The organism is Streptomyces sp. MH60, from assembly GCF_002939385.1.
GTDB lineage: Bacteria > Actinomycetota > Actinomycetes > Streptomycetales > Streptomycetaceae > Streptomyces.
In genome coordinates, this window is sequence record NZ_MULI01000022.1 from 85,971 (window position 1) to 97,090 (window position 11,120).

11 protein-coding genes are annotated in these 11,120 nt (G+C 73.6%); 2 read left to right on the forward strand and 9 right to left on the reverse strand.

What is annotated here, in order from left to right; translation table 11 throughout:
* Positions 1-58 precede the first annotated feature (58 nt).
* The 4 genes from BZZ08_RS16600 to BZZ08_RS16615 all read right to left on the reverse strand — a co-directional run bounded on the left by BZZ08_RS16600 (position 59) and on the right by BZZ08_RS16615 (position 3,095).
* Entirely contained in the window at positions 59-1,843 is a 1,785-nt protein-coding gene (locus BZZ08_RS16600) for an LCP family protein (RefSeq protein ID WP_104632998.1), read from the reverse strand.
* A 16-nt stretch (positions 1,844-1,859) separates the two neighbouring features.
* The gene (gene nadD, locus BZZ08_RS16605) at positions 1,860-2,564 is read right to left on the reverse strand and encodes a nicotinate-nucleotide adenylyltransferase (protein ID WP_104632999.1); all 705 of its coding nucleotides are present in this window, start codon (positions 2,562-2,564) and stop codon (positions 1,860-1,862) included.
* Between the two features lie 59 nt (positions 2,565-2,623).
* Positions 2,624-2,791, reverse strand: a complete 168-nt coding sequence (locus BZZ08_RS16610) for a hypothetical protein (protein ID WP_003976223.1) — start codon at positions 2,789-2,791, stop codon at positions 2,624-2,626.
* A 142-nt stretch (positions 2,792-2,933) separates the two neighbouring features.
* A complete protein-coding gene (locus BZZ08_RS16615) occupies positions 2,934-3,095 on the reverse strand; it encodes a hypothetical protein (protein WP_030186901.1) in 162 nt (53 codons plus the stop codon).
* A 141-nt stretch (positions 3,096-3,236) separates the two neighbouring features.
* On the opposite strand from BZZ08_RS16615, the gene BZZ08_RS16620 reads away from it, so the two are divergent.
* The gene (locus BZZ08_RS16620) at positions 3,237-4,409 is read left to right on the forward strand and encodes a M48 family metallopeptidase (protein WP_104633000.1); all 1,173 of its coding nucleotides are present in this window, start codon (positions 3,237-3,239) and stop codon (positions 4,407-4,409) included.
* Positions 4,410-4,422: 13 nt separating this feature from the next.
* Here BZZ08_RS16620 and BZZ08_RS16625 read toward each other — a convergent pair whose 3' ends face one another.
* From BZZ08_RS16625 to proB, 5 genes are all read right to left on the reverse strand, one after another.
* A complete protein-coding gene (locus BZZ08_RS16625; RefSeq protein ID WP_104633001.1) occupies positions 4,423-5,493 on the reverse strand; it encodes an SCO2583 family membrane protein in 1,071 nt (356 codons plus the stop codon).
* An 84-nt stretch (positions 5,494-5,577) separates the two neighbouring features.
* The gene (locus tag BZZ08_RS16630; RefSeq protein WP_198601522.1) at positions 5,578-6,147 is read right to left on the reverse strand and encodes an SCO2584 family spore wall biosynthesis protein; all 570 of its coding nucleotides are present in this window, start codon (positions 6,145-6,147) and stop codon (positions 5,578-5,580) included.
* 121 nt (positions 6,148-6,268) lie between these two features.
* Positions 6,269-7,555, reverse strand: a complete 1,287-nt coding sequence (locus BZZ08_RS16635; RefSeq protein ID WP_104633003.1) for a glutamate-5-semialdehyde dehydrogenase — start codon at positions 7,553-7,555, stop codon at positions 6,269-6,271.
* A gap of 72 nt (positions 7,556-7,627) precedes the next feature.
* Entirely contained in the window at positions 7,628-8,158 is a 531-nt protein-coding gene (locus BZZ08_RS16640) for a hypothetical protein (protein WP_104633014.1), read from the reverse strand.
* Between the two features lie 135 nt (positions 8,159-8,293).
* Positions 8,294-9,397: a glutamate 5-kinase gene (gene proB / locus BZZ08_RS16645; protein ID WP_104633004.1), complete on the reverse strand. Its 1,104-nt coding sequence runs from the start codon at positions 9,395-9,397 to the stop codon at positions 8,294-8,296.
* 243 nt (positions 9,398-9,640) lie between these two features.
* Between proB and BZZ08_RS16650 the strand changes: the two genes are divergently transcribed.
* Positions 9,641-11,120: hypothetical protein (locus BZZ08_RS16650; protein WP_104633015.1), on the forward strand; the 1,480-nt coding region annotated here is incomplete at its 3' end.

An 11,120-nucleotide genomic window follows, 5' to 3' on the forward strand; every position in this document is an offset into this window, starting at 1 on the left:
CAAGGGTCTCACGACCGCCGACACCGGCCCACGCGACGAGCGCCCGCCCGCGTTCCCCCTACGACGCCGGCTTGTAGTCCTGGCCGAGCACCACCGAGACCCGCGCGTTCGCGGAGACCTTCCCCTGGGAGACGGCGTCGGCGGGCAGGCCCAGGGTCTTGGCGACCTGGACGGCGTTCTCCTTGTCGGCGGCCTGCGCGTAGACGACCTCCGACGTGGCCTCGGTGCCGGAGGCGGTGCCGCCCGACACGAAGGTGAAGCCGCCGTTGACGAGGACGACGCGGGCCTTGCCGGTGCGGTCCTCCTCGCCGGTGGCGTTGCGGACGGAGACGCTGACGGCCGCGTCCTTGTCGGGGCTCTTGGCGGTGCCGCCGAGGACGTCCTTGACGACGCTGTCACTGGCCTCGGCGCTGAGCCCGCCGTCGTCCTGGACGGGCAGCAGCGCGGTCTTGAAGTCGCCGCCCTTGGCCCGGTCGGAGAGCCCGGCGAGGAAGGTGCCGAGGTCCTTCTCGGTCAGCGGCGGGTCGAGGATCATCCCCATGGTCTGGACGGTGGTCGTCGCGGCCTGCGGGTCGGAGGACAGCTTGCGCAGCACCCCCTGCATGACCTGCCCGAACCGCTGCAGCTGGGCGTTCGCGTCCTCGCCCTTGGCGCTGTAGGTGGCGTAGGCGACGGCCATCTTGCCGCTGAGGGTCTGGCCCTCGCCCTTGTGCACGAGGGTCGCGGCGCCCTTGCCCTTGCCCTTGGACTCCGGGTCGGGGACGTCGGCGTCGGTGTCGACGTCGACGTTGCCGACCAGGTCGACGAGGATCTGGAGGTAGGGCGTGTCCAGCCGCCAGGTGCCCTCGATGTCGGTGCCGAGGGCGGAGTCGAGGGCGGTGCGGGTCGCGTCGGGGCCCTCGTCGCCGACGGACTTGGCGAGCGAGGTGGTGCTGCCGTCGTCGCCGGTCAGGGCGAGCGCGTTGGGCACCAGCACGGCGGTGCCCTGCTTGGTGGTGGTGTTGTTCACGAGCAGCGCGGTGGAGGTGCCGCCACCCTTGGTGTCGTGCAGGTGGACGGCGATCACGTCGCGCTTCTGGGCGCCCGTCGTCGTCGCGGCGCCGGTCTTGTCGTCGGAGGAGGACAGTCCGGGCAGCTTCCCGGCGTACCAGAGGTAGCCGACGCCGCCGACCGCGACCAGCGCCAGGACGACGACCAGGGCGACGACGCGCGAGCGGGCGCGCCGCCGGGCCTCCTCGCGGCGTTCGGTGCGGTTCTCCGTGAACTTCATCCAGTCGATGACGTCCTCGGAGTCGCCGGCCGGCTCCTCGACGAAGGCGAACTGCTCGGTGCGGTAGTCACCGCCGGGTTCGGCCGCCTCGCGGTGGTCCGTGCGCTCCCGCTCCTCGGACGGGCCGGCCTGCTGCGGGATGTGGGCGGTCTGCTCGGCGACCCGGGGCTGCGGCCCGCTGGTCGCGGCCTGCCCGTACGGGTCGTACTGCTGCGGGGCCGGGGCGCCCCCGTGCGGTCCGGAGGGGTGGCCGCCGTAGCCGCCGTAGTCGGGCGCGGGCGGCTGGGCCGGCTGCTGGCCGGTGTCGTAGCCACCCTGGGAGCCGTAGGGGTCGTAGGGCTGCTGGACGGGCTGCTGGGTGCCCGTGGCGTACGGGTCGTAGCCGTAGCCCTGCTGCCCGTACTGCTGCTGCGCGTACGGGTCGTACTGCTGCTGGTGGCCGGGCTGGGCGTGGCCCTGCCCCTGTCCCTGCCCTTGCCCCTGGGCCTGGCGGTACACGGGGCGGCCGTACTCGTCGTAGCCGACGAGTTCGTACTGGTCGTCGCCGTATCCCGCGTCGTATCCGTCGTTCACCGGTGCCCCTCTCGGCTCACTCGCCGCGGTACAGGTGGCGTTTGTCGATATAGCGCACGACTCCGTCGGGCACCAGGTACCAGACGGGATCGCCCTTGGCGACTCTCGCACGGCAGTCCGTGGAGGAGATGGCGAGGGCGGGCACCTCGACGAGCGAGACGCCGCCCTTGGGGAGTCCGGCGTCCGTGAGGGTGTGGCCGGGCCGGGTGACGCCGATGAAGTGGGCGAGGGAGAACAGTTCCTCGCTGTCGCGCCAGGTGAGGATCTGGGCGAGGGCGTCGGCCCCGGTGATGAAGAACAGGTCCGCGTCCGGGTTGAGGGCGCGCAGGTCGCGCAGGGTGTCGACGGTGTAGGTGGGGCCGCCGCGGTCGATGTCGATGCGGCTGACGGAGAACTGCGGGTTCTCGACGGTCGCGACGACCGTCATCAGATAGCGGTCCTCGGCCGCGGAGACCGCGCGGTGGCTCTTCTGCCACGGCTGCCCGGTGGGTACGAACACCACCTCGTCGAGCTGGAACTGCGCGGCGACCTCGCTGGCGGCCACGAGGTGGCCGTGGTGGATCGGGTCGAAGGTGCCGCCCATGACGCCCAGGCGTCGCTTGCCCGGCGACGGGCCGCCGCCCGGACCGTTGACCGGGCCGGTGGCGCGGGCGGGCACCGCGTTCTGCGTGCCGCGCTCCGGCGCGTGCGCCGGGCCGGTAGGCGTGTCGTGCTCTCCCATGCGAGCAGACCCTACCGGCCCGCCCGGATCGATCCGGTCGCGCCCACTGGGCCGCGGGCTCAGCGGTCGCGGTTGAACCGGGTGGTGATCCACAGCAGGAGCAGCAGGATGACGAATGCGCCGATGCCGGTGACGTAAGGGCTGAGGCTCTCGTGGTTGCCGCCGTGCTCCTCGCCGCCCTCGGCGGCGAGGGTGACGAACTGGGCGGCGCTGAGGGGAAGGCTCATCTTCGGCAGGACCTATCCGGTGTGGGCGGGACTGGACGTCCGCTCATCGTATGCGGGCGCCCCGCGGACGATCACGCCGACTCCGCCGTTGGGGACGGGCCACGACCGGGTGCGGCGGCTCCGGGGGAACCTTCGGATCTCCTCAGTCGTCCTTCTGCTTGTACCCCCGCAGCAGGAACCACGCGGTCAGCACACAGCCCACCACCATGACGATCAGGACGATCCGGAGCAGATTCCCCGGCCCCTGCTGCTCTGCGGCGGTCGCGGCCCCGGCGAGCCAGTCGGGGTGGGGGATGTGCTGCATGGTGTGGACTCCTTAGACGTACTGCCCGTCCACGGTATCTCCGCCTAGGCTGGGCCCGGCTCGGGGGGCGCAAAGGGCCGCACAAGGGTTCGCAAAAACCATACGTACGTCCAGGTCACACATACGCGCATGGGGGAAGAGATGTCCGACGGCCAGCACAACGGTCACGAGCACGTGCCGAGCAGGCAGCGCAGGCGCTTCCCCGCCATCTCCTCGCGCGCGTACGAGCATCCGGCCGACCGCAGCGCCCTGGTGGCGCTGCGCAGGCTGAGCGGCTTCGACACGGTCTTCAAGGCGCTCAGCGGCCTGCTTCCCGAGCGGAGCCTCAGGCTGCTGTTCCTGTCCGACTCGGTGCGCGTCTCGGACCGGCAGTTCGCCCACCTGAACGTCATGCTGCGCGACGCCTGCTACATCCTGGACCTGGAGAAGGTCCCGCCGATGTACGTCAACCAGGACCCGACGCCGAACGCGATGTGCATCGGCCTGGACGAGCCGATCATCGTCGTCACCACCGGCCTGGTCGAGCTGCTCGACGAGGAGGAGATGCGCGCGGTCGTCGGGCACGAGGTGGGGCACGCCCTGTCCGGGCACGCGGTCTACCGCACCATCCTGCTCTTCCTGACCTCCCTCGCCGTCCGGGTCGCCTGGATCCCGCTGGGGAACGTGGCGATCATGGCGATCGTGACGGCGCTGCGCGAGTGGTTCCGCAAGTCGGAGCTGTCCGCCGACCGCGCGGGACTGCTGGTCGGCCAGGACCCGCAGGCGTCCATGCGGGGCCTGATGAAGATCGCGGGCGGCAACCACCTGCACGAGATGAACGTGGACGCGTTCCTGGAGCAGGCCGAGGAGTACGAGGCGGGCGGCGACCTGCGCGACTCGGTGCTGAAGATCCTGAACGTGCTGCCCCGCTCGCACCCGTTCACCACGGTGCGGGCCGCCGAGCTGAAGAAGTGGGCGGCCTCCCGGGACTACCAGCGGATCATGGACGGCCACTACCCGCGGCGGGACGAGGACAAGGACACCTCGGTGCGGGACTCCTTCCGGGAGTCGGCGTCCCACTACGCCACGCATGTGCGCAGCTCCAAGGACCCGCTGATGAAGCTGGTCAACGACATCGCGGGCGGCGCCGGTGACCTCGGTGACCGGATGCGCCGGGGCTTCGGCGGCTTCACGGGCTCCCAGCCGAGGCCGTCCGAGGACGGGGGCGGGCCGGCGGACGGACCCGGTTCCGACACGCCCGGCGAGGGGCCCGGGGGCAGCGGTGGCGGCGGCCCGGAGTCTCCGCGGGACGGCTCACCGCGCGACGGCGCCTGACCTTCCGCCCCGCTCAGACCTTCGGCTGGGCGTTCGTCGCGAGGCTGCCGCACAGGGCCGTTGCGTCGTCCGACGTGTACGGGTCGGTGCCGGCCGGGACGCCGGCCCCGGCCCGCCGGCCGGCCAGCAGGGGGCGGAGGTGGTTCGCCGAGTCGTCGGCGCAGGACAGCGGTCCGGCCTGGACGTAGGAGGCGACGAGCCGGGTCTGGTGCAGCCGCAGGTCGTCCCGGTCGAAGCGGAAGCGCAGCTCGCGCCGGACGGTGAACAGCGACGCCTCGGCCCGGGCGTCGTCGGCGGGCCGCAGCGCGTACACCATGGTGTGGTCGGCGGTGACCTCCAGCGTGGACCCGTCGCTCTCCACGGCGCGCAGGCTGCCGTCCACCCGGATCGCGGGGTCGGCCAGCTCGGCCCGGGCCGGGTCGAAGCGGATCAGCCACCCGGTGGGGGCGTGCCGGCCGTCCGGGGCGGGTTTCTCGAAGCTCTCGTCGAACTGGTGGAGCTGGTCCGGCTCCAGCAGCACCCGCACCGAGCGGACGTCACCGCCGCCGAGCACGTCCGGGTCGAGCGCCGAGCGGACGATGTAGTTCTTCGCGGTGGTGAGCGCGTTGAACACCTGGTCCTCGGAGAAGTGCGCCGTGCGCCGGGCCCCCGGCAGCGGGATGCCCTGGGCCGCGGTCCTGAAGTGCGCGGCGGGGCTGTGCGCGTACAGGAACGCGGTGTCGTCGGCGCCGGGCACCCGGTCCCGGGGGGCGAGCGGGACGACGGTCATCCGCACCGGCTCGGCGGCCCGCTGCCCGGAGGCGCTCTGGTAGGGGTGCCGTACGCCCATGTATATGGCGGTGCCGAAGGCGACGGCGATCAGCAGGACGAGGATCAGCGCCTGCCGGGACAGTCCGGCCCGGCGCAGGGGCGGCCGGCGGCGCACCGCGGGCGCGTGGTCGGTGATGCGCTCCTGGGCGGAGAACTCCTGGAGCCGGGCAGCGCGCACGAACGATTCGTCGAAGACGACGGATCGGTACTCGTCCTCCCCGCCTCCGGGACCGCCCTCGGGCGTCCCTCCGGGCGGACCGCCAAGCCCTGCCATACCTTCAGAGTGAGTCTGCGGAAGGTCGCGTAAACGCGCTGCCGCAGGTCAAGTTGGGACAGCTTGGCGCCGCCCCGGGTCAGGTCAGGGGCTGCGCGGAATCACCGAGACGGCGGGCTGGGAGTAGTCCGCGGAGGCCGAGGGGGTCGCGGTGCCGCCCTGTTCCGGGCCGGTGGAGGCGGGGGGCGGCACCTGCTCCGGGCCGCCGCCGGAGGACGCGCCCCGGTAGACGGCCACGAAGGCCAGCGCGACCATGCCGATGCCCATCGCGAGCGCGAGCAGCCAGGCGACGGGGCGGTGCCAGCGGACCTGCTTGCCGTAGGCCGCGGGAGCGCCGTACGGGCGGTCGAGGAGGTCGCGGTCGTCGTCCGGGTCGTCGAGGTCGGGATCATGGCCGAAATCGCCGTATCCGTCGTCGTAGCGCTCGGCTCTGCCGCGGCCGCGGCGGGCCGCTTCCGCCTCGGTGGCCTCGGCTCGGGCCTGCGCGGCGGCCAGGAGGCGTTCGACGGCGGTCGGCTCGTGCACCGCGGCCGCCCGTACGAAGCCCTCGTCGAAGACCACGGAGGCGAACTCTTCGTCCGACACCCCGCGGTCGTGGTCGTCGTCGGGCTCCCTGCCGTCCGGGAACGGCGTGCCCCCCACGTCCTCCGGCACGGCTCCAGAGTAGACCTGGGGGGTCGTTTTGGGCAGACGGCGGGGAAATTCATCCGGTGGGTGAGATGCCCCGATCGGTGCTCCGCGGTGCGCCCGACGGGTGTCCGGGGCGCGCCCGCCGTCAGCGCCGTACGTGCCCGTCGCCGGTGACGATGTACTTCGTGCTGGTCAGCTCCGGCAGTCCCATGGGGCCGCGGGCGTGCAGCTTCTGCGTGGAGATGCCGATCTCGGCGCCGAAGCCGAACTGGCCGCCGTCGGTGAAGCGGGTGGAGGTGTTCACCGCGACGGTGGTGGAGTCGACCAGTTGGGTGAAGCGCCGGGCGGCCTGCTGCGAGGTGGTGACGATGGCCTCGGTGTGGCCGGAGGTCCACAGCCGGATGTGCTCGACGGCCCGGTCCAGGGAGTCGACGACGGCCGCCGCGATGTCGTACGACAGGTACTCGGTCTCCCAGTCCTCGGGCGTCGCCTCGACGACGGTCGCGCCGGAGTCCTTGGCGTACGCCATGACCCGCTCGTCGGCGTGCACGGTGACCCCGGCCTCGGCGAGCGCGGCCAGTGCGCGGGGCAGGAAGTCGGCGGCGATGTCCTGGTGGACCAGGAGTGTCTCGGCGGCGTTGCAGACGCCGACGCGCTGGGCCTTGGAGTTGATCAGGATGTCGACGGCCATGTCGAGGTCGGCCTGGGCGTCGACGTAGACGTGGCAGTTGCCGGTGCCGGTCTCGATGACGGGGACGGAGGACTCCTGGACGACCGTGTTGATCAGCGAGGCGCCGCCGCGCGGGATGAGCACGTCGACCAGGCCGCGGGCCCGCATCAGCTCGCGCACGCTCTCGCGGCTCTCGCCGGGCACCAGCTGCACGGCGTCGGCGGGCAGCCCGGCCCCGCCCACGGCGTCCCGGACCACCCGGACCAGGGCGGTGTTCGACTGGTAGGCGGAGGAGGAGCCGCGCAGCAGGACCGCGTTGCCGGACTTCAGGCACAGGGCGGCGGCGTCGACCGTGACGTTGGGCCGGCCCTCGTAGATGATGCCGACCACGCCGAGCGGCACCCGGACCTGGCGCAGGTCGATGCCGTTGGGGAGGGTGGAGCCGCGCACCACCTCGCCGACCGGGTCGGGCAGCGCGACGACGTCGCGCACGTCGGAGGCGATGGCGCGGACCCGCTCCGGGGTCAGGGTGAGCCGGTCGATGATGGCCTCGCTGGTCCCGGCGGCGCGGGCCTTGGCCACGTCCTGGGCGTTGGCCTCGACGATCTCGCTCGTGCGGACCTCCAGCGCGTCCGCGACGGCGAGCAGCGCGTCGTCCTTGGCCGCCCGCGGCAGCGGCGCGAGGTCGGCCGCGGCGGACTTGGCCCGGTAGGCGGCCCGGGTGACGGGTGACATCGAGTCGTACGGCGAGAGCGTGGTCATGGGGGAAGGGTAGTGCGCGTGCTCCGGGCGCCCACCCGCCGTCCCATCCCGCGAGATGGGCCGAGGGACGGGTCAAAACGGGTGAACACCGACCGGTGTCGCCGGGGCGGGCCCGTACCCCGCGGCGATGCGCTGGTGGTAGGTGGCCCGGTCGATGACCTCCAGGCCGACGATCTCCCAGGGCGGCAGCCCCGCGGTCTGCCGGTGCTCGCCCCACAGGCGCAGGGCGACGGCGGCGGCGTCGTGCAGGTCGCGGGCCTCCTCCCAGTACCGGATCTCCGCGTGGTCGTCGGCGTAGCGGCTGGTCAGCAGGAAGGGGTGGTCGTGCGCGAGCTGTTCGAGCGCCCGGCGCACCTCGGTGAGCGGGGCGCGGGCGCCGGAGACGCTGAGGGTGACGTGCCACAGGCGCGGGGTGTGCTCGGGCTCCTCGCCGTGGAAGCGGTCCCCGGCCGCGACGCTGGTCAGGGCGCGCTCCTCGCCGCCCGCGCGGTTCGCGCCCCGGGCGCCGCCGGAGCGCGCGCCCGTGCCGCCGCGGGCGCCCGCGCCACCGCGGGAGGCGGTACCACCGCGGGGCGCCGCCGTCCCAGGGCGTACTCCGCTCACGACGGCCTCCTTCACGCACACGGCTCGGCCCGGTGGTCGGCCGGACTTGTCCCTGGGGAAAGTTGAGCAGGCCGCGCGAGCTCGCGGGGCGGTTTTGCGGAACGTCCACCACCGATTCGGGGACGTTTCGACCCATTACGGGTGCAGGATCACCAGATCGTCCCTGTGTACGACCTCACGTTCGTACGCGGGTCCGAGTTCGCGCGCCAGTTCCCGGGTGGAGCGGCCGATCAGCCGGGGCATCTCCTTGGCGTCGAAGTTGACCACTCCCCGTGCCACCGCCGCTCCGGTGCCGTCCCGCAGCTCGACGGGGTCGCCCGCGGCGAACTCGCCCTCGACGCCCGCGATCCCGGCCGGCAGCAGCGATTTGCGGCCCTCGACGACCGCCCGTACCGCCCCGTCGTCGAGGACGAGCGCCCCCCGCGGGGTGGAGGCGTGCTGGAGCCACAGCAGCCGGTCGGCGGAGCGCCTGCCGGTGGCGTGGAAGTAGGTGCCGGTGTCACCGCCGGTCAGGGCGTCGGCCGCGTGCACCGCGCTGGTCAGCACCACGGGGATGCCCGCGGCGGCGGCGATCCGGGCCGCCTCGACCTTGGTGACCATGCCGCCGGTGCCGACCCCGGCCTTGCCCGCGCTGCCGATGTCGACGCCCGCGAGGTCGGCCATGTCCCGCACCTCGGCCAGCCGTGAGGTGCCGGGCCTGCTCGGGTCGCCGTCGTAGACGCCGTCCACGTCGGACAGCAGCACCAGCAGGTCGGCGCGGACCAGGTGGGCGACGAGGGCGGCGAGGCGGTCGTTGTCGCCGAAGCGGATCTCGTCGGTGGCGACGGTGTCGTTCTCGTTGACGATCGGGAAGGCGCCCATCGCCAGCAGCTTGTCCAGGGTGCGGGAGGCGTTGCGGTGGTGGGCGCGGCGGCTCATGTCGTCGCTGGTCAGCAGCACCTGGCCGACACGGACGCCGTAGCGGGCGAAGGAGGCGGTGTAGCGGGCGACCAGCAGCCCCTGGCCGACGCTGGCGGCGGCCTGCTGGCGGGCCAGGTCCGTCGGGCGGCGGCGCAGGCCCAGCGGGGCGAGCCCCGCGGCGATGGCGCCGGAGGAGACGAGGACGATCTCCTTGTCGGTCCCGCGCACCTTGGCCAGCACGTCGACGAGCGCGTCGACCCGGTCGGCGTCCAGACCTCCCGCGGCGGTGGTCAACGAGGAGGAACCGACCTTGACGACGATCCTGCGGGCCTCGCCCACGGCCTGCCTCGCCGCCGGCCCCGTTCCCGGCCTTGCCCCTGCCACGGCCCCGTCCGCCTCTCCCGTCGACACGCGCCGATCCCTGCGCTCGCCAGGCAATCTACGCGACGGCGAACACGCGCCGCACCGGAGTTCACGCTGCGGACAGCGGGCCCGGAGCCCACCGGGTCCGCGTCGCGTCAAGGCCCGGCGTCAACACGCGCGTGTCGTCGGGCGGTCACCGGGCGTTAACCCGGTTGTCCGATGCGTGACGAGCCTGGAGCGACCGCAGTGCCCCTACCCCTGCCCCGCCGCCGTCTGCCCCGGCCCTCCCGGCGGCCCTGTGGTCCCCGCTTCCGCCTGCCCGGGCGGCGGACCGCCGAGAAGCTGCTGGTCCTGGGAGTGCTGGCGGCGGCCTTCGCCGCCCAGGCCCTCGGCGCGCTGCTGCCGCACGTGCCGCTGCTGCTCGCGGCGAGCGCCGCCTCGCTGGCCGCCGAGGGGGCGCTGTACCGGTGGCAGCGGGGCATGGTGTCGCTGTTCGCCAAGTCGCACGCCGATGTCACCGTCCGGCACGTGCTGCGCGACCTGCTGCTCGTGGTGGGCCTGCTGCGCCTGGGCGAACAGCACCGCGAGGGGGCGTACGCGCCGCTCGTCGCCGGGCTGCTCGTCTTCTACGCGGCGCACTGGGCGATCCAGGCGGTGTCCGTCCTGGTCCGGCGCACCCGGACACTGCCCGTGGTGACCCGCAACATCGACGCCTCCGCGCTGCGGCTGACCCCGGCGCCCCCGGCGCTGCTGCGCCGCCCCGGGCACCGGCTGGCGGCCTTCGGGCTGCCCGCGACGGCCGGGCTGCTGGTGACGGCGGCGACCGACGCGCCGGTGTACGGGGCGGCCGGGCTCGCGCTGTCCCTGGCGCTGGCGCTGACGGGTCTGGGCGCGCTGCTGCTGCGGCTGCTGCCGGGGCGCCGGCCCGCGGGCGAGCAGGAGGTGCTCGACTGGTTCGAGGCGTGGCTGACCCGGTACCGGCCGACGGTCGGCCTGTACTTCTCGGGCGGGGCGTCCTCGGCGTACCAGGCGAACATGTGGCTGGAGCCGCTGGCGCGGCTGGACGGGCGGCCGGTGATCGTGCTGCGGGAGCGGCACATGGTGCAGCGGATCGCGGCGACCGACATCCCGGTGGTGTGCCTGCCGAAGGTGTCGACGCTGATGCGCCTGGAGCACTCGACGCTCCGGGCCCTCCTCCACCCCTCCAACTCCGGGAAGACCTCCCAGGTCCTGCGCATCCCGACCATCAAGCACGCCTTCGTCAACCACGGGGAGAGCGACAAGCTGTCCTCGTGCAACCCGTACGCGAAGGCGTACGACGAGGTGTGGGTGGCGGGCCCCGCGGCGCGCGAGCGGTACGCGCTGGCGGAGGTCGGCGTCGAGGACAAGGACGTGGTGGAGATCGGCCGCCCGCAGCTGGACGCCGTACGGCCGTACGCGGGGCCGCCCGCGCCCGGGGCGTTCACGACCGTCCTGTACGCGCCGACCTGGGAGGGCTGGGACGGCAACCCGGGCAACACCTCGGTGGTCGAGGCCGGGGAGCACCTGGTGCGGGCGCTGCTGGCGGACCCGGGCGTACGGCTGCTGTACAAGCCGCACCCGCTGACGGGGTCGGTGGACCCGCGGGCCCGGGCCGCCGACCTGCGCATCCGCGAGCTGGTGCGGGCGGCGAACCGGGAGCGGGGCGGGCCCCGGCCCG